At 60.2% G+C, this 25,106-nt stretch carries 27 protein-coding genes; 18 read left to right on the top strand and 9 right to left on the bottom strand.

What is annotated here, in order from left to right; genetic code table 11:
* Positions 1-22: 22 nt before the first annotated feature.
* The 4 genes from ppk2 to ACJ8MK_RS08530 all read left to right on the top strand — a co-directional run bounded on the left by ppk2 (position 23) and on the right by ACJ8MK_RS08530 (position 3,538).
* Positions 23-937, top strand: coding sequence for a polyphosphate kinase 2 (gene ppk2, locus ACJ8MK_RS08545; protein WP_033648410.1), 915 nt, complete (start codon positions 23-25; stop codon positions 935-937).
* Positions 938-1,057: 120 nt separating this feature from the next.
* The gene (nudI, locus tag ACJ8MK_RS08540; RefSeq protein WP_033653086.1) at positions 1,058-1,483 is read left to right on the top strand and encodes a nucleoside triphosphatase NudI; all 426 of its coding nucleotides are present in this window, start codon (positions 1,058-1,060) and stop codon (positions 1,481-1,483) included.
* Positions 1,484-1,576: 93 nt separating this feature from the next.
* Positions 1,577-2,413, top strand: coding sequence for a D-alanyl-D-alanine endopeptidase (gene pbpG, locus ACJ8MK_RS08535; RefSeq protein WP_442517652.1), 837 nt, complete (start codon positions 1,577-1,579; stop codon positions 2,411-2,413).
* A gap of 138 nt (positions 2,414-2,551) precedes the next feature.
* On the top strand, positions 2,552-3,538 hold the full coding sequence (locus ACJ8MK_RS08530) for an MsnO8 family LLM class oxidoreductase (protein WP_033653083.1): 987 nt from the start codon (positions 2,552-2,554) through the stop codon (positions 3,536-3,538).
* On the opposite strand, the gene ACJ8MK_RS08525 is transcribed toward ACJ8MK_RS08530, so the two are convergent.
* Positions 3,535-4,839 (bottom strand): aminotransferase class I/II-fold pyridoxal phosphate-dependent enzyme, encoded by a 1,305-nt coding sequence (locus ACJ8MK_RS08525; RefSeq protein WP_442517651.1) that lies wholly within the window; start codon positions 4,837-4,839, stop codon positions 3,535-3,537. The genes ACJ8MK_RS08530 and ACJ8MK_RS08525 overlap by 4 nt on opposite strands.
* Positions 4,840-4,905: 66 nt before the next feature.
* On the opposite strand from ACJ8MK_RS08525, the gene ACJ8MK_RS08520 reads away from it, so the two are divergent.
* The 3 genes from ACJ8MK_RS08520 to pdxY are packed head-to-tail and all read left to right on the top strand — an operon-like array spanning position 4,906 to position 6,719.
* Positions 4,906-5,160, top strand: coding sequence for a hypothetical protein (locus ACJ8MK_RS08520; RefSeq protein WP_033634636.1), 255 nt, complete (start codon positions 4,906-4,908; stop codon positions 5,158-5,160).
* The gene (locus ACJ8MK_RS08515) at positions 5,157-5,873 is read left to right on the top strand and encodes a glutamine amidotransferase (RefSeq protein ID WP_442517650.1); all 717 of its coding nucleotides are present in this window, start codon (positions 5,157-5,159) and stop codon (positions 5,871-5,873) included. Before ACJ8MK_RS08520 ends, ACJ8MK_RS08515 begins: the two co-directional genes overlap by 4 nt.
* A gap of 3 nt (positions 5,874-5,876) precedes the next feature.
* Positions 5,877-6,719 carry a pyridoxal kinase gene (gene pdxY / locus ACJ8MK_RS08510; protein WP_033653079.1) on the top strand — a complete coding sequence of 281 codons (843 nt, stop codon included), beginning with the start codon at positions 5,877-5,879 and terminating at the stop codon, positions 6,717-6,719.
* Positions 6,720-6,762: 43 nt separating this feature from the next.
* On the opposite strand, the gene ACJ8MK_RS08505 is transcribed toward pdxY, so the two are convergent.
* The 4 genes from ACJ8MK_RS08505 to ACJ8MK_RS08490 form a co-directional block, all read right to left on the bottom strand.
* Entirely contained in the window at positions 6,763-7,476 is a 714-nt protein-coding gene (locus ACJ8MK_RS08505; RefSeq protein ID WP_033634639.1) for a flagellar brake protein, read from the bottom strand.
* Between the two features lie 76 nt (positions 7,477-7,552).
* Positions 7,553-8,335 (bottom strand): N-formylglutamate amidohydrolase, encoded by a 783-nt coding sequence (locus tag ACJ8MK_RS08500; protein ID WP_033634640.1) that lies wholly within the window; start codon positions 8,333-8,335, stop codon positions 7,553-7,555.
* A gap of 101 nt (positions 8,336-8,436) precedes the next feature.
* Positions 8,437-10,158 carry an ornithine lipid synthase OlsF gene (olsF, locus tag ACJ8MK_RS08495; RefSeq protein ID WP_033648417.1) on the bottom strand — a complete coding sequence of 574 codons (1,722 nt, stop codon included), beginning with the start codon at positions 10,156-10,158 and terminating at the stop codon, positions 8,437-8,439.
* Positions 10,159-10,327: 169 nt separating this feature from the next.
* Complete coding sequence (locus ACJ8MK_RS08490) at positions 10,328-10,585, bottom strand: hypothetical protein (protein ID WP_126192093.1); 258 nt, start codon at positions 10,583-10,585, stop codon at positions 10,328-10,330.
* A gap of 260 nt (positions 10,586-10,845) precedes the next feature.
* On the opposite strand from ACJ8MK_RS08490, the gene ACJ8MK_RS08485 reads away from it, so the two are divergent.
* From ACJ8MK_RS08485 to uspE, 6 genes are all read left to right on the top strand, one after another.
* Positions 10,846-12,012: an SIS domain-containing protein gene (locus tag ACJ8MK_RS08485; RefSeq protein ID WP_442517649.1), complete on the top strand. Its 1,167-nt coding sequence runs from the start codon at positions 10,846-10,848 to the stop codon at positions 12,010-12,012.
* A gap of 9 nt (positions 12,013-12,021) precedes the next feature.
* On the top strand, positions 12,022-12,876 hold the full coding sequence (locus ACJ8MK_RS08480; protein ID WP_033634643.1) for a tagatose bisphosphate family class II aldolase: 855 nt from the start codon (positions 12,022-12,024) through the stop codon (positions 12,874-12,876).
* A gap of 306 nt (positions 12,877-13,182) precedes the next feature.
* A complete protein-coding gene (locus ACJ8MK_RS08475) occupies positions 13,183-13,494 on the top strand; it encodes a hypothetical protein (protein ID WP_033648420.1) in 312 nt (103 codons plus the stop codon).
* Between the two features lie 219 nt (positions 13,495-13,713).
* Positions 13,714-14,238, top strand: a complete 525-nt coding sequence (ogt, locus tag ACJ8MK_RS08470; protein WP_047567308.1) for a methylated-DNA--[protein]-cysteine S-methyltransferase — start codon at positions 13,714-13,716, stop codon at positions 14,236-14,238.
* 281 nt (positions 14,239-14,519) lie between these two features.
* Positions 14,520-15,284, top strand: a complete 765-nt coding sequence (locus ACJ8MK_RS08465) for an FNR family transcription factor (RefSeq protein ID WP_033634646.1) — start codon at positions 14,520-14,522, stop codon at positions 15,282-15,284.
* A 127-nt stretch (positions 15,285-15,411) separates the two neighbouring features.
* Positions 15,412-16,374: a universal stress protein UspE gene (gene uspE / locus ACJ8MK_RS08460; protein ID WP_033648422.1), complete on the top strand. Its 963-nt coding sequence runs from the start codon at positions 15,412-15,414 to the stop codon at positions 16,372-16,374.
* 53 nt (positions 16,375-16,427) lie between these two features.
* On the opposite strand, the gene pntB is transcribed toward uspE, so the two are convergent.
* Complete coding sequence (gene pntB / locus ACJ8MK_RS08455) at positions 16,428-17,822, bottom strand: Re/Si-specific NAD(P)(+) transhydrogenase subunit beta (protein WP_033634648.1); 1,395 nt, start codon at positions 17,820-17,822, stop codon at positions 16,428-16,430.
* Positions 17,823-17,832: 10 nt separating this feature from the next.
* Positions 17,833-19,362 (bottom strand): Re/Si-specific NAD(P)(+) transhydrogenase subunit alpha, encoded by a 1,530-nt coding sequence (gene pntA / locus ACJ8MK_RS08450; RefSeq protein ID WP_004938288.1) that lies wholly within the window; start codon positions 19,360-19,362, stop codon positions 17,833-17,835.
* 537 nt (positions 19,363-19,899) lie between these two features.
* On the opposite strand from pntA, the gene ydgH reads away from it, so the two are divergent.
* On the top strand, positions 19,900-20,850 hold the full coding sequence (gene ydgH / locus ACJ8MK_RS08445) for a DUF1471 family protein YdgH (protein WP_004938291.1): 951 nt from the start codon (positions 19,900-19,902) through the stop codon (positions 20,848-20,850).
* Here ydgH and ACJ8MK_RS08440 read toward each other — a convergent pair.
* Positions 20,843-20,974, bottom strand: a complete 132-nt coding sequence (locus ACJ8MK_RS08440) for a hypothetical protein (protein WP_274380821.1) — start codon at positions 20,972-20,974, stop codon at positions 20,843-20,845. The two genes, ydgH and ACJ8MK_RS08440, sit on opposite strands and share 8 nt — an antisense overlap.
* Positions 20,975-21,094: 120 nt before the next feature.
* Here ACJ8MK_RS08440 and ACJ8MK_RS08435 point away from each other — a divergent pair, with 120 nt between their 5' ends.
* The 3 genes from ACJ8MK_RS08435 to ACJ8MK_RS08425 all read left to right on the top strand — a co-directional run bounded on the left by ACJ8MK_RS08435 (position 21,095) and on the right by ACJ8MK_RS08425 (position 23,620).
* On the top strand, positions 21,095-22,486 hold the full coding sequence (locus ACJ8MK_RS08435) for an amino acid permease (RefSeq protein WP_033648423.1): 1,392 nt from the start codon (positions 21,095-21,097) through the stop codon (positions 22,484-22,486).
* A gap of 219 nt (positions 22,487-22,705) precedes the next feature.
* On the top strand, positions 22,706-23,191 hold the full coding sequence (locus ACJ8MK_RS08430) for a hypothetical protein (RefSeq protein ID WP_049233156.1): 486 nt from the start codon (positions 22,706-22,708) through the stop codon (positions 23,189-23,191).
* 33 nt (positions 23,192-23,224) lie between these two features.
* Positions 23,225-23,620: a pyridoxamine 5'-phosphate oxidase family protein gene (locus tag ACJ8MK_RS08425; protein ID WP_033648425.1), complete on the top strand. Its 396-nt coding sequence runs from the start codon at positions 23,225-23,227 to the stop codon at positions 23,618-23,620.
* Between the two features lie 99 nt (positions 23,621-23,719).
* On the opposite strand, the gene ACJ8MK_RS08420 is transcribed toward ACJ8MK_RS08425, so the two are convergent.
* Positions 23,720-24,130 carry a hypothetical protein gene (locus ACJ8MK_RS08420; RefSeq protein WP_033648426.1) on the bottom strand — a complete coding sequence of 137 codons (411 nt, stop codon included), beginning with the start codon at positions 24,128-24,130 and terminating at the stop codon, positions 23,720-23,722.
* A 184-nt stretch (positions 24,131-24,314) separates the two neighbouring features.
* Here ACJ8MK_RS08420 and folM point away from each other — a divergent pair, with 184 nt between their 5' ends.
* A complete protein-coding gene (gene folM / locus ACJ8MK_RS08415) occupies positions 24,315-25,037 on the top strand; it encodes a dihydromonapterin reductase (RefSeq protein WP_103772361.1) in 723 nt (240 codons plus the stop codon).
* The last annotated feature ends 69 nt before the right edge of the window (positions 25,038-25,106 follow it).

The raw sequence follows: 25,106 nt of genomic DNA, 5'->3' as shown, positions 1-25,106 counted from the left end.
GGGCCGATACGGAGAAAATCTGATGACCATGCATGAAGTCAACCGCGATGACGGTTTCAACCAGCGCCTGCTACAAGAGTTTTACGACAGCTACGACGAAGAGCTGGAAATGGAGCTGGACGACCTGCGCTTCGACGCGGCAGAAGTCGACAGCGACGCGAAAAAAGCCTGGCGCAAGCAGTACTTCCGCGAACTGCTGCGCCTGCAGGGCGAGCTGGTGAAACTGCAGGATTGGGTGATGCGCACCGGCCACCGGCTGGTGATCATCTTCGAAGGCCGCGACGCCGCCGGCAAGGGCGGCGTGATCAAGCGCATCACCCAGCGCCTCAACCCGCGCACCTGCCGCGTGGCGGCGCTGCCGGCGCCGAACGATCGCGAACGCACCCAGTGGTATTTTCAGCGTTATATCGCACATCTGCCTGCCGCCGGCGAAATGGTGCTGTTCGACCGCAGCTGGTATAACCGCGCCGGCGTGGAGCGCGTGATGGGCTTTTGCAACGACGAAGAGTATGAGGAGTTTTTCCGCAGCGTGCCGGAATTCGAAAAAATGCTGACGCGCAGCGGCATCCAAATCGTCAAATACTGGTTTTCAATCACCGATGAGGAGCAGGAGCTGCGTTTCCTCAGCCGCATTCACGATCCGCTCAAGCAGTGGAAGCTCAGCCCAATGGATCTGGAAAGCCGCCGCCGCTGGGAGGACTACACCGAGGCCAAAGAAATCATGTTAGCGCGCACTAACATTGCCGAAGCGCCCTGGTGGGTGGTTCAGGGCGTCGACAAGAAAAAGGCCCGCCTGAACTGCATCACCCACCTGTTGCAGCAGGTGCCTTATGAGGAAGCCGAAGGCAACGTCATCACGCTGCCGCAGCGCAAACGCAGCCCGGAATACCACCGTAGCCCGGTGCCGGACAACATGGTGGTGCCGGAAATCTACTGACCTTAGCGCAGAGAGGCGGCTACCGCTTCTCTGCGCTAATACAACGCGTTGATTTCTCTCACGCTAAGGGGCTAAACCCCATGTTAAAGTGGTTGCTTTCCATTTTGACAGGAGTCTTCCATGCGCCAGCGCATCATTGTCTGCCCGCTGATTGAAAACGATAACGCCTTCCTGCTGTGCAAAATGGCGGCGCACAAGGGCGTGTTCCCCGGCCAGTGGGCGCTGTCCGGCGGCGGCGTCGAGCCGGGTGAACAGATAGAACAGGCACTGCGGCGCGAAGTGCGCGAAGAGCTGGGCGCCGCGCTGATCCTCGACGGCATCACGCCCTGGACCTTCCGCGACGATGTGCGCATCAAAACCTATGCCGACGGCAGCCGGGAGCAAATCTACATGATTTACCTGATTTTCGACTGCCATGCCGCCAACCGCGACGTGACGATCAACGACGAGTTCGACGACTACGCCTGGGTGCCGCGCGAGCGTCTCGCGGACTACGATTTGAACGAGGCCACACGCTTCACGCTGCAACAGAAGGGATTGTTGTAACAGTTTGAGCGATTATCGCCCTATTTTCTTCACATTTGCCGGGCAGACTCTTTTGATATTTTTTAATCACTTAGGGTCACTATTGCCGCCGTTATGCTTTTATCTCACGCTTTTCTCCGTCTGCCCGCCCGGCGCTTCGGCGCCGCCCTCCTGTTCAGCCTGCTGTTCGTTTTGGCGCCCGTGCATGCCGCTGCGCCGCCGCTGGTGCTGAACGCCAAATCGGTGCTGGTCGTCAATCAACGCACCGGAAAGACGCTCTATCAGAAGCAGCCGAACCGCGTGCTGCCGATCGCCTCGCTCACCAAGCTGATGACCTCCATGGTCGCCCTGGACAGCAAACGCCCGATGGGCAGCAGGCTGAAAGTCACCGCCGCCGATCGCGATCTGCTGAAGAAAACCCACTCGCGCCTGACCATCGGCTCGGTGCTCAGCCGCCGCGACATGCTGCACATCGCCCTGATGTCTTCGGAGAACCGCGCCGCTGCGGCGCTGAGCCGCAGTTATCCTGGCGGACGCAAGGCCTTCGTGGCGAAAATGAATCAGAAAGCGCGCGCCATCGGCATGAAACGCGCACGCTTCTACGATCCGACCGGGCTGACGCCGCGCAATGTGGCGACCGCCAACGATCTGCTGAAGATGGTCAATCACGCCTATCGCTATCAATCGATTCGCCGCTTCAGCACCGACAAGCAGCAGATCGTGCGTCCTGGCCGCGGCCAGCTGGTCTACCGCAGTTCCAACGGCCTGATCAACAACCCAGCCTGGAAGATCCAGCTGCAGAAAACCGGCTTTACCGACGAGGCCGGCCACTGCCTGGTGATGCGCACCACCATCAAAGGGCAGCCGGTGGTGATGATCCTGCTCGGCGCGCAGTCGCGCTACGGCCACTACCGTGACGCCATTCGTCTGAAGGCCTGGCTCGAAGGATAATAGCGCGGCGCTTTACCGATCTGCGCATATCCAAATTCGTTTTGGATCAATGGAATATCCTATCGCCAATCAGTATTAAGGCGCGCGCCGCCCGCATGGTATTTGTCAGGCATATCTGATGAGGAAAGGAGCGGGAAAATGGCTTATGCCTTGAGCATATTGGAAAAGAGTCCGATCGCCGACGGGGAAAGCGCCGCCCAGGCGCTGGCGCGCACGCTGCATCTGGCGCAACAGGCGGAACGCTGGGGCTATCGGCGTTTCTGGCTGGCGGAGCACCACAACACGCCGCAGCTCGCCTGCCCGTCGCCGGAAGTGCTGATCGGCTACCTGCTCGGCCAGACGTCGCGCATTCGCATCGGCTCCGGCGGCGTGATGCTGCAACACTACAGCGCCTACAAGGTGGCCGAAAACTTTAACCTGCTGGCGGCGTTGGCGCCGGGGCGCGTCGATCTCGGGGTGGGCAAAGCGCCCGGCGGGCTGCCGCTCGCCACCCAGGCGCTGCAGGCCGCCCATGACCGGCAACACAAACCGGCTTTCCCGCAGCAGCTGTCGCAGCTGACCGCCTATCTGAACGACGACGCCGAGCCCGGCCTGAGCGCCACGCCGCTGCCGCCGCACGGCGCTCAGCGCTTCCTGCTCGGCGCCAGCAAAGAGAGCGCGACGCTGGCGGCCGAATCCGGCTGGATTTTCGTGTTCGCCGCGCATCTGAACGGCAATCCGCAAGATATCAGCGCGGCGCTGGCGCACTACGCCGCACACAGCGGCGGCCGCAAGGCGCTGCTGGCGGTAGCGGCGATCGTGGCGCCAAGCGCGGAACAGGCCGCGGCGCTGGCGGCGGATATACAGCAATACCGCGTCCACGTCGCCGGTGAGCAGAGCGTGACCGTCGGCAGCCTGGCGCAGGCCGAGAGTTTCGTGCAGCAGGCCGGCGCCACCGACTACCGCATCGAGCCGCGGGAAAGCCATATCCTGCTCGGCACCGCGCCGCAGGTGCATCAACAACTGGCGCAGCTGCAGCAGCGGTACGGCGTGGACGAGTTCATCATCGACACGCCGATCGCCGAACCGAGCGCCCGGCTCACCTCACTGCAGCTGCTGGCGGAGGAGAGCCTGACGCCGGCCTAGTTGATCGCCGTACTGGCCCGCATGGCGTCGGCCAGATCCTGCGCCAGAGCCGCCAGTTGCGCCGGCGCCACGTTGGCCAGGCTGACGCGGATCGCAGGATCGCTCTTCAGACGAAAAGGCTCGCCGCCCTGCACCAGCCACCCCCGCTGCGCCATCAGCTGCGCGGCGGCGGTTTCCGACCGCACCGGCAACCACAGGTGCAGCCCTTCACCTACCGCCAGCGCCGTGTGATTCAGCGCGTTGAGCCGTTGCACCAGTTCATCCCTTCTGGCCTGATACGCCTGCTGCGCCCGCTGCAGCTGCCCTTCCTGCAAGGCCTGCCCCCACAGCCTGGCGGCGATCTGCTGCAAGATATGGCTGACCCAGCGCTCGCTGATGTACTGATCGGCGCGCATTGCCTGCAGCAACGTCGGGTTGCCGCAGGCCAGCGCGATGCGCAGATCCGGGCTGAGAAACTTGCTCAGCGACAGCACGTACAGCCCGCGATCGCCATCGAACGGCAGATGCAACGGCTGCTGCGACAGCGGCCCCCAGAAGTCGTCGACGATCGCCAGACACTGCGGATTCGCGCTGAGAAAACGCCGCCACTGCTGCGCGCGTTGCGCAGAGAGCGAGGCGCCGGTCGGATTGTGGGCACGCGGCGTCAGGATCACCGCGCCCGCCGCTCCGCTTTCCGGCAACCGACCCCCCTGTTCATCCATCGCCAGCGGCAGCGGCCGCAGACGCAGGTGGCGCAGCAGCGTCAATAGCGGCGGCCAGCAGGGATCTTCCACCCACACCGCCGCGCCCGGCTGCATATGGCAGCGCAGCGCCTTTTCCATCGCGTCCAGCGCGCCGGAGAACACCGCCGGTTCCCCCAGCGTGACGCCCTGGCGGCCGAGCCACTCGCGCCCCAGGCCGGTCAATACCGGCAGATCGCCGCTGATGTCATAGCCGTTTTGCTGCGGGAACGCCTCCGCCGCGCCCAGCGCCAACGCCGGCAACAATGCGGCATCGAGATTGCCGCTGGCCAGATCGCACATCCCCGCCGGCACCTGGCGCGGCGCATAGGCCGCACTCACCGCCGCCAGCGGCGGCTCCAGCACCACCGTTCCCGCCCGCCCGCGCGTCGCCACCAGACCGGCATCGCGCAATCGGGCGTATGCGCTGGCGACGGTATTCGCATTGACCTCCAGCTCCGCCGCCAGCTGGCGTACCGGCGGCAACAGCTCGCCCGGCCGCAGCGCGCCGTCTTTGATGCGTGCGGCGATCTGCTCGGCAATCTGGACAGCGCCGCCGCCTTTTGCATACAATGAAGTCATACATAAATCCTTTTGTACTAGTTCAAAATAGATTAACAGCTTCCGCGGCTAAAAGTAAGGGGTTCCATGGATAAACATTACGTGCTCGACATTCAGTATGCAGGAAAAGCCTTTGCCCGCCTGCAGATGTTCACGCCCTGGGCGGCCGATCAGCTGGAGCAGGCTTGCGCGCTGTTCCCGGCCGCGCAGGGTTATCAGGTGCAGCTCAGCCAGGTCAGCGAACGCCGCATCGTCTACCAGAGCGGCGCGCAAGGCATCGCGGTGCTGGGCGAGTCGCTGGCGCTGACGCCGTTCACCCACGCTCACGAGGTTAAACAATGAAAAAAGCCGTCGCCATTCGACACGTCAATTTTGAAAACCTGGGCATCCTCGGTTCCCTGCTCTCGCTGCGCGGCTATCAGATCGACTATTACGATGCCGGCCGCGATGATATTCGTGCTATCAATAATGAAGAGACCGATCTGTTGGTGGTGCTCGGCGGGCCGATCAGCGCCGCCCAACACTTTTCCGGCGCGCAGCGCTATGATTTTCTCGACCATGAATTGGCGCTGGTCAAACAGCGGCTGGCGCAGCGGCGGCCGACCCTTGGGGTGTGTCTCGGCGCGCAGGTGATCGCCCAGGCGCTGGGCGCCGACGTGATCTCGCTCGGCGTCAAAGAGATCGGTTTCGCCCCGCTGACCACGCTCACGGCGCAAGACGACTCGGTGCTGGCGCCGCTGGCCGATACGCCGGTGCTGCATTGGCACGGTGATATGTTCATGATCCCGGAGGGCGCCCGCTGCCTGGCCGGCACGGCGGTTTGCCCGCATCAGGCCTTCGACTATCAGGGGTTCGCGCTCGGGCTGCAGTTCCATCTGGAGGCGGATCATCGCGATATCGAACGCTGGCTGATTGGCCATGCCTGCGAACTGGAACTGGCCGACATCGCGCCCCAGAGCCTGCGCGAACAGGCGGCGCGCCACGGCGTACAGCTGGAACAGCGCGCGCGGCAGGTGTTCGCCCGCTGGCTGGATAATAACGAACCAAGGATGTAACTCATGCAACAGACTTCACCCTTGCGATCACCGTCCATCGACGTGATCAGCATTCAATCTCAGGTGGTCTACGGCAGCGTCGGCAACGGCATCGCCTACCGCGCCCTGCTGAAAAAAGGGCTGGAAGCGCTGCAGGTGCCCAGCGTGCTGTTCGGCTGCCCGCCCTATTACGGCAAGCCGCACGGCGGCGTCATCTCCGGCGAGTGGTTCGGCGGCTTTCTCGACGATCTGATCGCCCGCGGCGTGATGAAGCGCGCCCGGGCGGTGATCGTCGGCTATCTGGGCGACGTGATGCAGTGCCATATTCTGGCCAACTGGCTGCAGCGGGTGCGCGCCCTCAATCCGCAGATAAAGATCTATATCGATCCGGTGATGGGCGATTACGGTGAAGGGATCTACGTGGATGAGCGCATTGTCAACTGCTATCGCTCACCGTTCCTGCGGCTGGCCAACGGCCTGACGCCGAACGGTTTCGAACTGGAGCAGCTGTGCGGCCGGCAACTGAGTAGCCAAGAGCAGACGCAGCACGCCGCGCAGGCGCTGTTGAACGACACCACCGAATGGGTGCTGGTCACCAGCGCGCCGGGCGTGGCGCAGCACGAAGACGAAGTGGGATTGATGCTGGTCACCCGGCAGGAAACGCAGTGCTTTACCCATCCGAAGGTCAAATCGGCGGTCAAAGGCACCGGCGATCTGTTCGCCGCACTGCTGGTGAGCCATCTGCTGCACGGCGCCGCGCTTGACGCGGCCGTGGTCGCCGCCGGCGGCGAAGTGTGCGACGTGCTGGCCGAAGCGGCGCATTTCGGTTGGGAAGAGATCGGCAGCCTGCGGGCGTTACAGCCGTAAGGCCAGTGGAGAGTCAGGGGCAGCGTGCCGCCCCTGATAAATATCAGCGTTTTTTCTTTTTGTTGAAATCCAGCTCGAAGGCGAACACCGCGCTTTGAATTTTGCGCTCCATCGCCAGCCCCAGCTTGAGGAAACGGCACGATAGGCGCGAGAAGTGCACCACCTGATCGTTATCGTCGGTTTCCTGATCGTCGTTGACTACCACCAGCTCCATGTTGACCTTGAAGCTGCCGTAGCTGCCCAAATCCAACTCCGCTTTCTTGAACTGCAGGCCCGGCTGGAAGAAATCCGGCAGCGGGCCGTCGAAACGCAAACCGACGCCGCCGGCGGACAGATCGTGGATCCGCAGCTCATAAGGCGTGCCGTTCGGGTATTCGCCGGTACAGAAGAATTGGCGCCAGTGCGGCGTGGTGATGCGGAACTGGCGACGGCGCTGGATGTAGACCAACTCCTGCGGCAGCCGGGTCGAGCAGGCCTGGACGCCCTGATGTTCGGTCAGCTCCGCCTGGCCGACGGAAAACTCGATTTTGGCGTCGTTGCTTTCAATCACGATGGTGCAGGCGCCGTCGATGGCGTTTTCCGCTTCCTCACCGCTAAACACGATATTGTCCGGCCCGACGCTCAATAACAGACTTTGAAACCGGTGCTGCTGATTTTCTACGCGCAGCGGCGTGCGTTGTTTGCAAATTTCACGCAGAATCGCCAGAACTTCAAAACGCTCCCGTTTGATAAACAGTCCGTTATCGCTGTGCTCCACACGTCTCTCCTGACTTTTTTTCTAATGACGTATTACGTATTCCTTACGGTTATCATCTCTGGGAATATTCCTAAAGTCAAATTTGCCAGCGCTGCCAGGCCTGCGGCAGCAGGCGTGCGAAACGTTTCGCCCACGCCTGTTGCCCACGTTCGTCGGCGATCAGATCCTGGCGGATTTCGATGCCGACATAAGGCAAACCGCGGCGTTCCGCATGGACCGGCAACGTGTAGTCGGTGGCATCGGTCATCGCATAGGGTTCGTTGATCCCCACCTGCAAATCTCCCTCTTCGCGCAGCAGCTCGGCCAGCAGATGGGCAAATTCCGGGTAGCGGTTAAACAGCAGCCCCACCTGCCAGGGGCGCGATGCCCCTTTGAACACCGGCGTGAAACTGTGCATGGCGATCACCGCCGTCGGCAGTTCGCGCAGTTGGCGTTGCCCCAGATGATCGTCGATGGCGTGGTGATACGGCAAAAACACCTCGCGCTCGCGCGCCAGCGCGTGCTCGGCGTCGATACCGATATTGCCGGGGATCGGCGTCAGCTCGGACAAATGCGGGATCGAGCTGGCGATGCCGGGCGCCCGGTTGCAGTCGATCACCAGCCGTGAGTAACGCTGGTGGATCAGCGTGGCGTCCAACTGGCGGCTCAGATGGCGCGACACGCTCAGCGCGCCGATGTCCCAGCCGATGTGGCGTTCGATCTCCCCCGGCGGCAAACCGAGGTCGCCGAGGGATTGCGGGATCGCCTTGCCGGCGTGATCGCACAGCAGCAAAAAGGGCGCTTTGCCGCGCGGGATTTCAACGGCGGCGGCAGAGGGTTCGTCGGCGGACAATAACGGCGGGATAAACGAGTGAGGCATGACGGGCTCCGGCGGTGGAAAGCAAAACGTTTATCGTAGCGCTATCCCGTCGCCGGCCCCAAGGTCGTGCTTAGATCAAAAAGGCATGAGTCAGACTGTAGTCATGCCGTCTCGGCTGGCTGCGGCTGGTGCACCGCGATATAACGCTGATACCGCGACGGCTTGAGCCGCGTGGTATCCACCAGCACCAGCCCGTCGATGCAGTTGTTGAAAGCCGGATCGGTGCCGAAGTCGATAAACTGTACCCCGCCCGGCTCGCACAGTTCGGTGTACTGCTTGTACAGCGTCGGGATCGAGCAGCCGATATTGCTGAGCAGGCTCTTCAGCCGCACCAGATCTTCCTGGTAGTTATCCCCGGCAAACTGCGCCAGCACCTGCGGCAGCGACGCCGGATAAGGCCGGCGCGATTGCGCGAAGGCGTGGTCCGGCGAGAAATAGAGCCGATAGAAGGCGATCAGCAAATCGCGCGCCGCCAGCGGCATGCCGCCGGAGATCGACACCGGGCCGAACAGATAGCGATACTGCGGGTATTTCGCCAGGTAGGCGCCGATGCCCAGCCACAAATAGTCCAGCCCGCGCTTGCCCCAATAGGCCGGCTGAATGAAGCTGCGCCCCAGCTCGATCCCCTGCGCCAGGATCGGCTCCATATCGCGATCGTAGTGGAACAGGCTGTTGCTGTAGATGCTTTCCAGCCCTTTGCGCGCGATTTGTTCGGCGGTGGGGATAAAGCGATAGGCGCCGACGATCTCCAGCTCCTCCTCATCCCACAGCACCAGGTGGTAGTAATCGTCGTCATAGCTGTCCAGATCGCGGCGGCGGCCGGAGCCTTCTCCTACCGCGCGGAAGGCGATCTCGCGCAGACGCCCCAGTTCGCGCAGGATCGGCGTGCGCGCTTCGTCGTGGCGGCGATAGAGGTAGATGGTTTTACCGTCCGGCGTCACCCCCAACCGCTCGCAGTTCGCCAACGCCTTTTTCAGCTCCAGACGCTCTTCCGGCAGCGCGATCGGCGACTCGCTGGCGAACAGCCCCGGCTTGCCCTGCCCCAGGCGATACACGTGGCGGCGAAAACGCTCCGCCAGATCCTTGGCGCTGGTGTGGCCGTCGTGCCAGCTGGCGAACGGCACGCGGCCGCCGACGCGGATCTTGATGCGCCCGCCCCGCTGCTGGAACATTTCGCGCACCAGCAGCAGCGTCGACAGCGGCCGGTAGACCAGCGAGGTAAAGTAGAACAGGTTGCTGTTGCGCGCGCTGATGTGGATCGGCACGATCGGCGCGCGCGCCTTGGCGGCCAGGCGCAGAAAACCGGTATGCCAGTGGCCGTCGCGGATGCCTTTCGGGCTCATGCGCGACACTTCGCCGGCCGGGAACAGGATCAGCGCGCCCTGATTGTCCAGCTGCCGCTGCATGCCTTCAATCTGTTTGCGGCTGGTTTTATAAGCGACGTTATCCACCGGCACGAACAGGTTGCGCAGCGGTTCGATGTAGGTCAGCAGCTGGCTGGCCACCACTTTCACATCCGGGCGCACCGCCGCGACGGCGCGCAGCAGCACCAGGCCGTCGAGCGAGCCGATCGGGTGATTGGCCACCAGCACCACCGGCCCCTGGCTCGGGATGTTTTCCAGATCGCCGTCCACCAGCTCGCAGCTGAGGTTGAAGTAGTCCACCACCTGCTCGATCAGATCGAGCCCTTTCAGGTGGGGATAGTCGGCGGCGAACTGTTTGAATTCTTTTTCGAAGAGAAGGGTTCTTAGCAGGCTGCGCTGCCAGGCAGGGGTATTGCGGTGTGGAAATGCATCTTGCAACAGAGAATCCAAGCTGAACATCGCGTTATCTCCTGACGTAGTCGCTGCAAACTTAAGCCAGAGCCGTGACTCTGACGTGTCAGTTACATGACAATAAAATGAATCCATCGACTATCAGGTATAGCAAAGTAATGAAGAATTGGGAGCGAAAGACGCATTTTCGTCCCCACTTGCCCTCACATCGGCGCCACTAGCGGCGTACGCGGAACAGCACGGTTACGCGCGCCGGCATAAAAAAACAGTGAAAGCCCGGCGATTGTCGAATTACCGCTGCGGCTTTCGTCATCGGCAGACTGAATAAATAGACGCCGAGAATTGTCGACTGATAAATAACGAATTTGCCGTTTTCACTTTGCGTTGACACCGCTTTCGCTTGCCGCTCAATCGAAAGCAAAAATAAATATAACCAACTGATAGATATAAGTATTTTTAAAATAACCGATTGCATTTCAGCGTTTCGTTTGCTGTAATTCGCCATAACTAACTGAAAGCGTTCCGGTCGGTATCGCCGCGGCTTATTAAGCCGTGGTCGGGCACGGCTACCGGTAAATCCGGAGTTTGCGTTAATGCCCAATACCGCAAAACGCCGGGAATTAATTATCGACCCGCAGCATTGCAGGATCGGTGCTTGCCTAAAGGCGCTGCACCATTGAGGGAGCGACGTGATTATCGCCGACCGTTAACCAAGGCTTTTAAGGAGTTGTCATCATGAACGCGTATTTCTCTTACGAGGCGGATTGGCTGAAGCAGCGCAACGCCTGGCACACCGCCGCAGAGATTTGGCAGCAGCCGGATCTGTGGGCCGCGCTGCACCGGCAATTGCAGGATCAACAGGCGCAGTGGCAGCCGTTCCTGGCGCCGCTGCTGGCCAATCCGCGCCTGCAAATCGTGCTGTGTGGCGCCGGCAGCTCGGCGTTCGCCGGCCGCGCCCTGGCGCCCTGGCTGCGCGAACGAACCGGCCGCGACGTGGCGGCCTACGGCACCACCGATATCGTCGCCAATCCGCGGCAGTATCTCGACCCTGAGCGGCCGACGCTGCTGGTCTCCTTCGCCCGCTCGGGCAACAGCCCGGAGAGCGTGGCGACGGTGGAGCTGGCCGACCAGCTGCTGCCGGAAAGCTATCACCTGATGCTGGTGTGCAACCCGGACAGCCGGCTGGCGCAGTATGCGCATCAGCGTGGCAACGTCTGTTCGCTGGTGATGCCGCAAGGCTCCAACGATCAAAGCTTCGCCATGACCTCCAGCTTCAGCTGCATGATGCTGAGCGCCGCGCTGTTGCTCGGCCCGGCTTCGCTCGAGGCCGCCCAGGCGCCGCTCAACGCCATGGTGCAGCGCTGCCGTACACTGCGCGAAACGCTGCAGCCGCAGGTGAAGGCGTTGGCCGCCAGCGGTTTCCGCCGTTATATCACCCTCGGCGGCAGCTGTTTTACCGGCCTGGCGGAAGAGGCCTCGCTCAAGATGCTGGAGCTGACCGCCGGCCGCATCGTTACACGCTACGACTCGCCGCTCGGCCTGCGCCACGGCCCGAAATTCATGGTCGACGGCCAGACGTTGGTGGTGCTGATGTTCTCCTGCGACGACTACGCCCGCCAGTATGACCGCGATCTGTGGAACGAACTGCAGCGCGACGGGCTGGCGATGCAGTTGGTCGGGTTGACCGGCGAGCGCCAACCCCTGTCCGATGCCCTGCTGCCTATGCACGACGCGGCTGACGATATCTGGCTGCTGTTCCCGTATCTGCTGTTCACCCAGATGCTGGCCTTCGAGAGTTCGCTGGCGCTGGGGCTGACCCCGGACAATCCTTGCCCGACCGGCGAGGTCAACCGGGTGGTGAAAGGCGTGACGATTTACCGTTTTCCTTCCCCGGTGCTGTAAGGAGATCCCATGTATCTGATAGCCAACCGAGAAATGCTGCTCAAGGCGCAGCGTCAGGGTTACGCCGTCCCGGCGTTTAACGTCCACAATCTGGAAACCGTGCAGGTGGTGGCGGAAACCGCCGCCGAACTGCGCTCGCCGGTGATCATGGCCGGCACGCCCGGCACCTTTAGCTATGCCGGCACCGACTACCTGATCGGCATTTGCCAATCTGCCGCGCACCGCTACGATCTGCCGTTGGCGCTGCATCTGGATCATCACGAAGCGCTGGACGACATCGAGCACAAGGTGAAAAGCGGCATCCGCTCGGTGATGATCGACGGTTCGCATTTGCCGTTCGAGCAGAACATCGCCAAGGTGGCCGCCGCAGTGGCCCTGTGCCATCGCTACGGCGCCAGCGTGGAAGCGGAGCTGGGGCGCCTGGGCGGGCAGGAAGACGATCTGATCGTCGATACGGCGGACAGCTTCTATACCGACCCGGCGGCGGCACGCGAGTTCGTCGCCGCCACCGGCATCGATTCGCTGGCGGTGGCGATCGGTTCCGCCCACGGCCTGTATCACGGCGAGCCGAAGCTGGACTTCGAGCGCCTGGCGCTGATCCGCGAACAGGTGGACGTGCCCCTGGTGCTGCACGGTGCCTCCGGCATTCCGGAGGCGATGGTTAAGCGCGCGATCTCGCTCGGCGTCTGCAAGGTCAACGTCGCCACCGAATTGAAAATCGCCTTCGCCGACGCGGTGAAAAGCTACTTTTCACAGCACCCGGATGCCAATGACCCGCGCAAATACATCGTCCCCGGCAAGCTGGCGATGAAAGAAGTGGTGGCGGAAAAGATCCGCATCTGCGGCAGCAGCGGTATGCTGTAATCCCCCGCTCGCCCCCGGTTCCTGCGGTTGCGCCACGGGGGCGAAAACATCCCGCCCTTTCCCGCTTTCCTGAGAGAACGATCACAGCCTTTTACCCTGCCCGCGCCGGAAACCATTAACCGGTCTTCACTATGATCCAAATCATGGTTTTACCCACCCTACCTCCTTACTATCAAATTCATTGAATGCAGGCAGTAGGATTTTTGCCCATTCGTTTTTATTTCGCCAGGCGAAATTGATTATTTGATGAAAACAAGCGTGCTTGTTTTTAATTGGCAGTGTTTTTTACTCTGAGAGGAACAGCGTATGAACCATTACTTAGCCGTATTAAGCGCATTGGTCATTCTGCCCTTCGCTCTGCAAGCAAAACCGCTTTCCGGCAGCCAGGTCGCCTCCGGCGTCGTGCGCTTCACCGGCGCCATTACCACCCCGGCCTGCACCATCACACATCAGGATGAACAGCTTGTCTCCAACTGCTTCGGCAAAGTGACCGAATATCAGAACGGATATATTTCCTCCTCGTTAAAAGAGATGCCAAAAGAATTAGTCTCTGCCGTCACCAGCGAAATAGTGAATAACGATCCCCATTTAAAGCGCGTGACCATCAGCTATAAGTAACGCCAACGCGTTAATGCCTGATGAAATAATAAACAGAACACAACTTGCCTTGATTACTTATAAATTTATTTTATAAATTCATCGAACAATGACTCCACGGCTTACCCTGAGCCGGCTATTTGGGCAACCCTGCGGTTGCCCATCAGCATGTCCGAAATCCGCCATCGCTTCCCCCGCTTTCATGCGATAATCGCCATACCAAACCGAGGAGTGATCCAGATGCAGACTTTTTTGATTGATCGTACCGCCACGCCGGTGGGAGAACTGGTGCTGATTGCCGATGAACAGGGGCGCCTGCGGGCGATTGACTGGACCGATCACGAAGCGCGCCTGATGAAGCTGCTGAATACCCACTACCGCGCCGATCGCTTCACCCTGCGCGAGCAGCGCGATCCCGGCGGCCTGACCGATGCGATGCAACGCTATTTCGCCGGTGAGCTGAGCATTATCGATCGGCTGCCGGTGATGACCGCCGGCACCGAGTTCCAACGCACCGTATGGCAACAGCTGCGCCAAATCCCGTGCGGCGAGATCCTGACCTACGGCCAGCTGGCGCAACGCATCGGCCGTCCGACCGCCTCGCGCGCGGTCGGCATGGCCAACGGTTCGAATCCGATCAGCATCGTGGTGCCCTGCCACCGGGTGATCGGTTCGCAGGGCGCGCTGACCGGCTATGCCGGCGGCGTACAGCGCAAGCAGTGGCTGTTGCAGCATGAAGGCTACCTGCCGAAAAGTTTGCTGTAGCCGCGGCGATGAGCTCATCCAGCGCCATTGTTTGGCGCTGCTTAATAAAGCACGTTGCTCAACGCCGCGCTCGTCCCCGCTTTGGCACTATCAATAACTTGTGTGAATAAGACGCATAAGTCACAAATAATACTCATAACTTCAGTCCCATACAGAATAATCGGCGGCATGTGTGCGCAAAATTCGCACACAATACCCCTATTCATGCTAATGCCACCCTTATCAGCTGCTGCAAAAGATGTTAAAATTGACTCATATCAATTATTGAATGAGCGTAATCTATGATCCCGGAAAAACGCGTGATTCGTCGTATCCAGTCTGGTGGTTGTGCGATCCATTGCCAGGACTGCAGCATCAGCCAGCTGTGCATTCCTTTCACCCTTAATGCCCACGAGCTGGATCAGCTCGACAACATTATCGAGAGGAAAAAGCCCATCCAGAAAGGCCAGACCCTGTTCAAGGCCGGCGACGAGTTGAAGTCGCTGTACGCGATCCGTTCCGGGACCATCAAAAGCTATACCATCACCGAGCAAGGCGACGAGCAGATCACCGGCTTCCACCTCGCGGGCGATCTGGTGGGCTTCGACGCCATCGGCGGTCTGAAGCACCCGAGTTTTGCCCAGGCGCTGGAAACCTCGATGGTGTGTGAGATCCCGTTCGAAACCCTCGACGATCTGTCCGGCAAAATGCCTAACCTGCGTCAGCAGATCATGCGGCTGATGAGCGGCGAGATCAAAGGCGACCAGGACATGATCCTGCTGCTGTCGAAGAAAAATGCCGAAGAGCGCCTGGCGGCGTTCGTTTACAACCTGTCGCGCCGCTTCGCGGAGCGCGGCTTCTCACCGCGCGAGTTCCGTTTGACCATGACCCGCGGCGACATCGGCAACTACCTCGGCCTGACGGTGGAAACCATCAGCCGCCTGCTGGGCCGCTTCCAGAAAAGCGAAATCCTCAGCGTGAAAGGCAAATACATCACCATCGAAAACGCCGACGCCCTGTCGGTGCTGGCCGGTACACCACGCATCAACGTGTCCGTTAACGCCTGATTCTCCTGCCGGATCAACATTTCACTGAAATTGTTGATCCGGCGCCGCTTCTGTTGTTGTTCTGTTTTTCAATGTTGGGTTACTCTGTAAATTAACAGACTGTTGATTTCAGCTGTAAGGAGGCCCTATGGCGAAGTATCAGAATCTTCTGGTGGCTATTGACCCCAATCAGGACGACCAGCCGGCATTGCGCCGCGCCGTGTACCTGGTGAAACGGAACGGCGGGCGCATCAAAGCCTTCCTGCCCATTTATGACTTCTCTTACGAAATGACGACCCTGCTCTCTCCGGACGAAAGAACGGCGATGCGGCAAGGTGTGATCAGCCAACGCGCCGCCTGGATCAACGAGCAGTGCCGCTTTTACCTCAACGACGGCGTGCCGATCGAAATCAAAGTGGTCTGGCACAACCGCCCCTTCGAAGCCATCATTCAGGAAGTGCTTTCCGGCCAACATGACCTGCTGTTGAAAATGGCGCACCAGCACGACCGGCTGGAATCGGTGATCTTCACCCCCACCGACTGGCACCTGCTGCGAAAATGCCCTTGCCCGGTGTGGATGGTGAAAGACCAGCCCTGGCCGGAAGGCGGTAAAGCGCTGGTGGCGGTCAACCTGGCCAGCGAAGAACCCTATCACGATCCGCTCAATATCAAACTGGTGCAAGAAACCGTCGAACTGGCGCAGAACGTCAACCAGACCGAGGTTCACCTGGTCGGCGCCTATCCCGTTACTCCGATCAACATCGCCATCGAGCTGCCCGATTTCGATCCGAGCGTCTACAACGACGCCATCCGCGGCCAGCATCTGATCGCCATGAAGGCGCTGCGGCAGAAATTCTGCATTAAGGAAGAGTTCACCCACGTGGAAAAAGGCCTGCCGGAAGAGGTGATCCCCGATCTGGCCGAACACCTGCAGGCCGGCGTGGTGGTTCTGGGCACGCTGGGCCGCACCGGCATTTCGGCGGCCTTTATCGGCAACACCGCGGAACATGTGATCGACCATCTGAAATGCGATCTGCTGGTGATTAAGCCGGAGAACTTCAACTGCCCGATTGAGACGGATGAAGACGATGAGCACGACGACGAAGATTAACCCTCGCGCATAAAAAACGGGCCGCTTAGCGGCCCGTTTTTTTGGTTGCTCAATTACTTCTGCAATGCCCGCAGAATCGCTTCCACGCTGTCTTTGGCGTCGCCGAACAGCATCTGGGTGTTCTCCTTGAAGAACAGCGGGTTCTGCACGCCGGCGTAGCCGGTGTTCATCGAGCGTTTGAACGCGATCACGTTCTGCGCTTTCCACACTTCCAATACCGGCATGCCGGCGATCGGGCTGCGCGGATCCTCCAGCGCCGCCGGGTTCACCGTGTCGTTGGCGCCGATCACCAGCACGGTGTCGGTATCCGGGAAATCTTCGTTGATTTCATCCATCTCCAGCACCACGTCGTACGGCACCTTCGCCTCCGCCAGCAGCACGTTCATGTGGCCCGGCAAACGCCCCGCGACCGGGTGAATGCCGAAACGCACCTTCACGCCGCGCGCCCGCAGTTTCTCGGTGATTTCCGCCACCGGATATTGCGCCTGCGCCACCGCCATGCCGTAACCCGGGGTGATGATCACCGAAGTGGAGTTCTTCAGCTGCTCGGCCACCTCTTCCGCCGTGGTTTCACGGTATTCGCCCATCTCTTCGGCGTCGCCGGTGGACGAACCGTCACTGCCGAAGCCGCCGGCGATCACGCTGATAAACGAGCGGTTCATCGCCTTGCACATGATGTAAGACAGGATCGCACCCGAAGAACCCACCAGCGCGCCGGTGACGATCAGCAGATCGTTGCTCAGCATGAAGCCCGCCGCGGCGGCCGCCCACCCCGAGTAGGAGTTAAGCATCGATACCACCACCGGCATGTCGGCGCCGCCGATCGAGGCCACCAGATGCCAGCCGAACGCCAGCGCGATCGCCGTCATCAGCAGCAGCGTCACCACCTGCCAGCCCACGCTGTCGGTACGCACGAACGCCACCAGCAGCAGGAACGAGATCACCAGCGCCGCCAGATTCAGCTTGTGGCGGTTCGGCAGCATCAGCGGCTTGGAAGAGATGATGCCGCGCAGCTTGCCGAAGGCGACGATCGAACCGGTGAAGGTGACCGCGCCGATAAAGATGCCGAGGAACACTTCGGTCAGATGGATGTTCGCCATCACCGGCTCCATCGGCGCGCCGTGATCCAGGTAGCTGTTGAAGCCGACCAGCACCGCCGCCAGGCCAACGAAGCTGTGCAGCACCGCCACCAATTCCGGCATTTCGGTCATCTCGACCTTCCTGGCCAGATAGACGCCGATCGAGCCGCCGATGATCATGGCGATGATGATCCAGCCGACGTTGCCGGAATCCGGCCCCAGAATGGTGGCGATCAGCGCGATCGCCATACCTGCGACGCCGAACAGGTTGCCCTGCTTCGACGTTTCATGGCGCGACAGGCCCGCCAGGCTGAAAATAAACAAAATAGCGGCAACAATGTATGCAGCTGTAACCAATCCTCCAGACATTTGCTACCCCTTAGTTCTTGCGGAACATCTTCAGCATGCGCTGAGTGACGGTGAACCCACCGAAAATATTGATGCTGGCGATCAGCACGGCGATAAAGGAGAGGAAACTCACCCAGCCGCCATGGCCGATCTGCAACAGCGCGCCGACCACGATAATCCCTGAGATCGCGTTGGTGACCGACATCAACGGGGTATGCAGCGCATGGCTGACGTTCCAGACCACGTAGTAACCGACCACGCAGGCCAGCGCGAACACGGTAAAGTGTGACAGGAACTCTTTCGGCGCCGCGTCCGCCAGCCAGCCGAACAGCAGGATCGCCAGAGCCATCAGGCCGTACTTCAGCCACGGCGAGGTCGGTTTGGCTTCGGGTTTGGCGGCCGGTGCGGCGGCGGGTGCCGCTTTCGGCTGGGCGGAGACCTGGATCGGCGGCGCCGGCCAGGTGATTTCACCGCTGCGCACCACGGTAACGCCGCGGATCACCGTATCGTCGAAATCGATGTCGATCTCGCCGTTTTTCTCTTTCGACAGCAGCTTCAGCAGGTTGACCAGGTTGGTGCCGTACAGCTGCGAAGATTGGGTCGGCAGGCGGCTCGGCAGATCGGTATAGCCGATGATTTTCACGCCGTTGTCGGTCACGGTAATGGTGTCGGCCACGGTCAGCTCGCAGTTGCCGCCGGTTTGCGCCGCCAGATCGACGATCACGCTGCCCGGCTTCATCGACGCCACCATCTCTTTGGTGATCAGTTTCGGCGCCGGTTTACCCGGGATCAGCGCGGTGGTGACGATGATATCGACCTCCGCCGCCTGCGCGGCGAACAGCGCCATCTCGGCCTTGATAAAGGCTTCGGACATTACTTTGGCGTAACCGTCGCCGCTGCCCGCTTCCTCTTCAAAATCCAGCTCGAGGAATTCCGCGCCCATGCTCTGCACCTGCTCTTTCACTTCCGGGCGGGTATCGAAGGCGCGCACGATGGCACCGAGGCTGCCCGCGGCGCCGATCGCCGCCAGGCCGGCCACGCCGGCGCCGATGATCATCACCTTGGCCGGCGGCACTTTGCCGGCGGCGGTGATCTGGCCGGTGAAGAAACGGCCGAACTCATGCGCCGCTTCGACGATCGCGCGGTAGCCGGCGATGTTGGCCATCGAGCTCAGCGCGTCCATCGACTGGGCGCGCGAGATGCGCGGCACCGAGTCCATCGCCAGCGCGGTGACGTTGCGCGCCGCCAGCTTGGCCATCAATTCGGGGTTTTGCGCCGGCCAGATAAAGCTGACCAGCGTGCTGCCTTCGCGCATCAAGGCGATCTCGTCGTCTTGCGGCGCGTTGACTTTCAGAATCAGATCCGACTGCCACACTTCGCTTTCGTCGACCAGCGCCGCGCCGGCGGCCTCGTAGGCGACGTCCTCAAAACTGGCCAGTTTGCCCGCCCCGCGTTCAATCGCGACGGTAAAACCCAGCTTCAGCAGTTGTTCCACCGTTTTTGGCGTGGCTGCGACCCGGGCTTCATTGGCCAACCGCTCTCTTGGTACACCAATACGCATAATGTTCCCTTCTCACCTGTCTTGGATGATGTTTATTATTTTCCTGCCCATAGCACGGCGTCACCGGCGGGCGTGGCATTAACTTGCCCGCACTGATTTCAGACGCCAACTATAACCTACTGAAAATAAGGTCGATGATCCATAATTGCTTACGCATTCAGCTCTGTTTTTACATAAAAACGCCGCGCGTGATATGACAAATCGCAATTTACTGTGAAAAAATCCATACAGAACAGCGCATTCTGCGTGAAAAGAGATTTACGCCCGGCGTAACGATTTATGGCCATGCGCGGTGTAAAAGCATAAAAGTTATCATTTTGTGAATAATTAACATTAATGACACCAAAGCCGTTATTATGGAAACTTATGGCTATGGCGCCATCCGTGCGCCCGGCGTCACCGTCGGCGATTTGTCGCACGGGATAACATAAAATGCTGAGACAGTTTTCAGAATTACATGTAATAATCGACGGCTGAATTACACTTAAACAGTTCAGTACGTTATAAACGTTAATGCGCTAGGCGAAAGGATTTTTTATGAAGCTGAAGACCACGATCATCGCGTCAGCCTTGTTATCACTCACCGCGCTGTCTGCTCATGCGGCGCAAGAGTTAACTCCTGAGAAAGCAGCGGCGCTGAAGCCGTTTGATCGCATCACGATTACCGGCCGCTTCAATGCCATCAATGAAGCCGTCGACGCCGTATCCCGCCGTGCAGACAAACTGGGTGCCGATTCCTTCTATATCCAGGACAGCAACAACAGCAACAACGGCGGCAACTGGCGCGTCACCGCAGACCTTTATCATAAAGATGCGCCAGAAGTGAGCAAAACACCAAAATACCGCGTATTTAACGGCGTGAACGAACTGCCTAAAGAGGAAGCCTATCTGCTGGAGCCTTACGATACCGTGAGCGTCAGCGGTTTCTACCGCAGCCAGCCGGACATCAATGACGCTATCTCCAAAGAAGCGAAGAAAAAAGGCGCCGCCTCGTTCTTCATCGTGCGCCAGGTTGACGCCAACTCCGGCGGCAACCAGTTCGTTACCGCCTACATCTATAAGGCCGATGCGCCAAAACGCCGCGTGCAGAGCCCGGACGCCATTCCGGCCGATTCTGACGCCGGCCGCGCCGCACTGGCCGCCGGCGGCGCCGCTGCCGCGAAAGTCGAAATTCCTGGCGTCGCGTCTTCCGGTTCGCCAAGCCGCGAAGTGGGTCGTTTCTTTGAAACCCAGTCTTCTACCGGCCAACGCTATACCGTCACGCTGCCTAACGGCACCAAGATCCAGGAAGTGAACAACGTGACCGCCGCGCAGATGGTGCCGTTCGATTCCGTCACCTTCACCGGCCACTTCAACAGCATGACCGATGTCTCCACCGAAGTGGCGAAACGCGCGGCCGAGAAAGGCGCCAAGTACTACCACGTCACCCGCCAGTGGCAGAACAAGAGCGGCGGCAACCTGACCGTCAGCGCCGATCTGTTCAAATAAAAACCGCTTTTCGGTTTACCATCGGGCAGCCCTTGAGCTGCCCGTTTTTATTGCCGCTTTTTTCATCGCGCGTTGAATAGTTTTTTGTAAATTCCGCATATTCAATCATTGCATCTCTAATCATCCCTCCGTAAAATTTGCGCCAATTTTTAGGGCTATTGTCTATTCGCGCAGTGGTAGTTAATACATTGTTGCCACCAAGCAGTTCCCTTCCAGTTGTTTATTCTGCGTTCAGGATCCGTCATTGGAAAAAAAACTCGGTCTTACCGCGCTAACCGCTTTGGTGCTCAGCTCAATGCTGGGTGCCGGCGTGTTCAGTCTGCCGCAAAACATGGCGCAGGTCGCCAGCCCCGCCGCGCTGCTGCTGGGTTGGGGGATCACCGGCGTCGGCATTCTGTTTTTGGCCTTCGCCATGCTGTTGCTTACGCGTTTGCGTCCGGATCTGGACGGCGGCATTTTCACCTACGCCAAGGAAGGGTTCGGCGAGCTGGTGGGCTTCTGCTCCGCCTGGGGTTACTGGCTGTGCGCCGTGATCGCCAACGTCTCGTATCTGGTGATCGTGTTCGCGGCGCTGAGTATCTTCACCGATCGCGGCGGCAGCGTGATTCTCGGTGACGGCAATACCTGGCAAGCGCTGATCGCCGAATCCGCCCTGCTGTGGATCGTGCACGCGCTGGTGCTGCGCGGCGTGCAAACCGCCGCCAGCATCAATCTGGCGGCCACCCTCGCCAAGCTGTTGCCGCTGGGAATGTTCGCCGTTCTGGCGGCGATCGCCTTTAAAATGGACGTGTTCACGCTGGATTTCAAAGGCATCGCCCTCGGCAAGCCGGTGTGGGAACAGGTCAAGGACACCATGTTGATCACCCTGTGGGTGTTTATCGGCGTGGAAGGCGCGGTGGTGGTTTCCGCTCGCGCCCGCAATAAGAAAGACGTGGGCCGCGCCACTATGCTGGCGGTGCTGTCGGCGCTGGCGGTGTATCTGATGGTGACGCTGCTGTCGCTGGGCGTGGTGCCGCGCAGCGAACTGGCCGAAATGCGCAATCCGTCGATGGCGGTGCTGATGGTGGAACTGATCGGCCCGTGGGGTGACGTGCTCATCGCCGCCGGCCTGATCATTTCCGTGTGCGGCGCCTACCTGAGCTGGACCATCATGGCGGCGGAAGTGCCGCTGCTGGCCGCGCAGCACGGCGCGTTTCCGCGCGTGTTCGGCAAGCAGAACCGCCATCATGCCCCGTCCTCTTCGCTGTGGCTGACCAACATCGCGGTGCAGCTGGCGCTGGTGCTGATCTGGCTGACCGGCAGCAACTATAACTCGCTGCTGACCATCGCTTCGGAAATGATCCTGGTGCCTTACTTCCTGGTTGGCGCGTTTCTGTTCAAGGTGGCTTACCGCCGCCGCGACAAACGCCTGATCTTCGCCGCCACCGGCGCCTGCGTCTATGGCCTGTGGCTGCTGTACGCTTCCGGGCTGATGCACCTGCTGATGTCGGTGCTGCTGTATGCGCCTGGGCTGTTGGTGTTCATGTATGCCCGCCGCGGCCACCGGGACATCAATCTGCTCAACCGGCTGGAGAAGAGCAGCATCTTCTTGCTGCTGGCGGCCACGCTGCCTGCCGGTTGGCTTATGCTGCACTAAAATCGCCTGTCGATGCGGCTGCCCGTCAGCCGCATTTCGTTTCCCCCCTTCTTTCCTCGTTACCCCGCTACCCGTTGTTGATCCGTCAGTTGCTCCTCTTGCGATCTTAAATGCAATTAATTATCATTATCATTTGAGCATTAACGGCAAGACGCGAGTGCCCCCTGCCGAGAGGCGTCAGGAGGCGGGTTTAGACCGGCTGAAAATGGAAGGCATTTCATGGCTGAAAAACTGCTGCACGCATTACCCTTGTTTGCCGCCTGGGAAGCGCTGATCGCCGAGGGCAACACGGCATTTAATCAGCGGCGCGATCGCCTGGCGATGGCGCACTACCAGCAGGCACTGGAGGCCGCTCAGGCGCTCGTCGCCGAGCGGCCCTGGCAAAACGCAGAATATATCGAACGGTTTGACGCACTGCATCTTTTCGAATCCGCCCTGGCCGCGCTGATCGTCACGTTCAACAACATCACCCATCTGCGCCTGCGGCAAAAGCCGCTTCGCGGCGTAGAACCCCACGTGCATCAGGCCCGGCTCGCCATCGAGCAACTGATGGACGACACCTCGCTGTGCGAACAGATGCAGCAGATCGCCGAACGGCACCTGCTGCGGTTCCGAATTGAAACGCTGCAGGCGCTGCGCGAGCACCGGCTGCCGGGAACCAGCGTCTGCGCGCCCGCAGCGAACCATTCCGCCACCGTGCATTAACAACGCCACCACGACCTGAGGGGTAATCTGCCAATGAATGAATTGAATGATGAGATGAAAAAGATGCTGGCCAAACAGCTGCCTGTGCAGGCGACCAGCAGCCCAAGCGGCGTGCCCGATATCGGCCCCAAGCGCTCTTTGCGCCTGTATGACGACCGTACGCTGATTTACAACGAAAATACCGGCGGCCAGACGCTGCAAAATATCAGGGAAGGATCGAAAATGGCCGTCGTGGTTATCGATCGCGAGGCGCTGGACGGTTACCGCTTTGTCGGCACCCCGGAACTGTTCCTGGCGGGCAAGCCGTTTGACGATGCGCTGGCGTTTGCAGAAAAAAATGGAATAAAGCCGCCGAAATACGCAGTGCTGATTCATATAGACGGCATTTATACCCTACGCTCCGGCCCCAATGCCGGAACCCGGCTTTAAAGGCAGGCCGCTACGCGGCGCGGAATATCTCGTTCATGGTTAGGCTATCGCGGCAAGTCAATTGCCTAACCATCAACGAGTGGCCGGGTTGATTCCCGGTCAGCTTTTAGGGGGAATGGTGACGGTCATGCGCTCACCCACCAGGGCGATCGCGATGCCTTCCGCGCACTCTTTCTGAATGGCCGCCAGCTGCTGCGCCTCCAGCTCATAGGGCAGCTGAATATCAAATACCGTCAGGCCCTGCTGCTGCGCCAGGTCAATCAGGCGCACGATATTGGTTTCATCGCTGACCTGGGTCGACACCACCTGCAGCGCCAGCTCTTTCAACTGCTCTTTGCGCGTTTGTGACGTGGTCACGCGCGATTTCAACACCATGCCGAAGATCGGCATCACACCATAAATAGCATCAACAAAGCGCCAGTGCTTCCTGCACGATGCGGACAGAAAATCCATATAGTCGAAACAGATTTTCTCACTGCGCGCGATGGATGCAAGGTGATTGCTGTTCATCCCCTCATTCCTCTCATGGCCAGTGTTAACCCGTGGTCTTTCAAGCCGCCGCCGGGCGACAACCTGAAATGCATTGGGGATCTTACATCCAGAAATGGATAATCATGCGAAGCTTTAACGACTTTCCGCCGTATGATGGCATAATTCCCCTATTGTTTGCCAGTCTGTCCAGGAGCTTTAATCAATGGAACACCCCAACTCTGCCCCGGTGCTGATTACCGGCGGCGCGCGGCGCATCGGGCTGGCGCTCGCCAGAGCGTTTCTCCAGCGCGGCGTTCCCGTCATCATCGCCTATCGCAGCGAATATCCGGCGATGGCCGAGTTGAAAGCCTTGGGCGCCTGCTGCATTCAGGGCGACTTTTCCACGCACGAAGGCATCTACCGTTTCGCCGACCAGGTGCGGCAGGTGGCGCCCAAATTGCGCGCGGTGATCCACAACGCCAGCGCCTGGCAGGCAGAGTCGCCGCAGGTGCCGCCGGAACAGGTGATGGCGGCGATGCTGCAAATTCACGTCTATACGCCCTATTTGCTCAACCAACTGCTTGAAACCTGCCTGGCCGGCCAGGGCCAAGCCGGCGCGGACATTATCCATCTGACCGACTACGTGGTGGAAAAAGGCAGCGACAAACACATCGCCTACGCCGCCAGCAAGGCCGCGCTGGATAATATGACCCGTTCGTTCGCCCGCAAGCTGGCGCCGGAGGTCAAGGTCAACGCCATTGCGCCGGCGCTGATCATCTTCAATCCTGGCGACGACGAGGCTTATCGCCAGCAGGCGCTGGCGAAATCGCTGATGAAGGTCGCGCCGGGCGAGAGCGAAGTGGTCAACCTGGTGAACTACCTGATGGAGAGCCGCTACGTCACCGGCCGCACCCACGGCGTCGACGGCGGCCGGCCGCTGCGCTGAGGCCAAGATCCGCATGGCGCATCACCGCGGGCCGCGCTATGCTGAAATCCGCTTTTCTTATTAAAACAC

This window comes from Serratia sp. CY38905 (genome assembly GCF_052168875.1).
Taxonomy (GTDB): domain Bacteria; phylum Pseudomonadota; class Gammaproteobacteria; order Enterobacterales; family Enterobacteriaceae; genus Serratia; species Serratia sarumanii.
This window is presented reverse-complemented; position numbering and strand designations above follow the sequence as displayed.

What these genes read in the sequence shown, in the direction of transcription:
- ACJ8MK_RS08465 (WP_033634646.1), top strand. Translation starts at nt 14,520, where the DNA reads ATGATCCCGGAAAAACGCGTGATTCGTCGTATCCAGTCTGGTGGTTGT.
- ACJ8MK_RS08525 (WP_442517651.1), bottom strand. Translation starts at nt 4,839, where the DNA reads ATGACTTCATTGTATGCAAAAGGCGGCGGCGCTGTCCAGATTGCCGAG.
- pbpG (WP_442517652.1), top strand. Translation starts at nt 1,577, where the DNA reads ATGCTTTTATCTCACGCTTTTCTCCGTCTGCCCGCCCGGCGCTTCGGC.
- ppk2 (WP_033648410.1), top strand. Translation starts at nt 23, where the DNA reads ATGACCATGCATGAAGTCAACCGCGATGACGGTTTCAACCAGCGCCTG.
- ACJ8MK_RS08475 (WP_033648420.1), top strand. Translation starts at nt 13,183, where the DNA reads ATGAACCATTACTTAGCCGTATTAAGCGCATTGGTCATTCTGCCCTTC.
- nudI (WP_033653086.1), top strand. Translation starts at nt 1,058, where the DNA reads ATGCGCCAGCGCATCATTGTCTGCCCGCTGATTGAAAACGATAACGCC.
- pntA (WP_004938288.1), bottom strand. Translation starts at nt 19,362, where the DNA reads ATGCGTATTGGTGTACCAAGAGAGCGGTTGGCCAATGAAGCCCGGGTC.
- ACJ8MK_RS08485 (WP_442517649.1), top strand. Translation starts at nt 10,846, where the DNA reads ATGAACGCGTATTTCTCTTACGAGGCGGATTGGCTGAAGCAGCGCAAC.
- ACJ8MK_RS08430 (WP_049233156.1), top strand. Translation starts at nt 22,706, where the DNA reads ATGGCTGAAAAACTGCTGCACGCATTACCCTTGTTTGCCGCCTGGGAA.
- ACJ8MK_RS08515 (WP_442517650.1), top strand. Translation starts at nt 5,157, where the DNA reads ATGAAAAAAGCCGTCGCCATTCGACACGTCAATTTTGAAAACCTGGGC.
- ACJ8MK_RS08440 (WP_274380821.1), bottom strand. Translation starts at nt 20,974, where the DNA reads ATGATTAGAGATGCAATGATTGAATATGCGGAATTTACAAAAAACTAT.
- ACJ8MK_RS08500 (WP_033634640.1), bottom strand. Translation starts at nt 8,335, where the DNA reads ATGCCTCACTCGTTTATCCCGCCGTTATTGTCCGCCGACGAACCCTCT.
- ACJ8MK_RS08530 (WP_033653083.1), top strand. Translation starts at nt 2,552, where the DNA reads ATGGCTTATGCCTTGAGCATATTGGAAAAGAGTCCGATCGCCGACGGG.
- uspE (WP_033648422.1), top strand. Translation starts at nt 15,412, where the DNA reads ATGGCGAAGTATCAGAATCTTCTGGTGGCTATTGACCCCAATCAGGAC.
- ydgH (WP_004938291.1), top strand. Translation starts at nt 19,900, where the DNA reads ATGAAGCTGAAGACCACGATCATCGCGTCAGCCTTGTTATCACTCACC.
- ACJ8MK_RS08420 (WP_033648426.1), bottom strand. Translation starts at nt 24,130, where the DNA reads ATGAACAGCAATCACCTTGCATCCATCGCGCGCAGTGAGAAAATCTGT.
- folM (WP_103772361.1), top strand. Translation starts at nt 24,315, where the DNA reads ATGGAACACCCCAACTCTGCCCCGGTGCTGATTACCGGCGGCGCGCGG.
- ACJ8MK_RS08425 (WP_033648425.1), top strand. Translation starts at nt 23,225, where the DNA reads ATGAATGAATTGAATGATGAGATGAAAAAGATGCTGGCCAAACAGCTG.
- ogt (WP_047567308.1), top strand. Translation starts at nt 13,714, where the DNA reads ATGCAGACTTTTTTGATTGATCGTACCGCCACGCCGGTGGGAGAACTG.
- olsF (WP_033648417.1), bottom strand. Translation starts at nt 10,158, where the DNA reads ATGTTCAGCTTGGATTCTCTGTTGCAAGATGCATTTCCACACCGCAAT.
- ACJ8MK_RS08480 (WP_033634643.1), top strand. Translation starts at nt 12,022, where the DNA reads ATGTATCTGATAGCCAACCGAGAAATGCTGCTCAAGGCGCAGCGTCAG.
- pdxY (WP_033653079.1), top strand. Translation starts at nt 5,877, where the DNA reads ATGCAACAGACTTCACCCTTGCGATCACCGTCCATCGACGTGATCAGC.
- ACJ8MK_RS08490 (WP_126192093.1), bottom strand. Translation starts at nt 10,585, where the DNA reads ATGCAATCGGTTATTTTAAAAATACTTATATCTATCAGTTGGTTATAT.
- ACJ8MK_RS08520 (WP_033634636.1), top strand. Translation starts at nt 4,906, where the DNA reads ATGGATAAACATTACGTGCTCGACATTCAGTATGCAGGAAAAGCCTTT.
- pntB (WP_033634648.1), bottom strand. Translation starts at nt 17,822, where the DNA reads ATGTCTGGAGGATTGGTTACAGCTGCATACATTGTTGCCGCTATTTTG.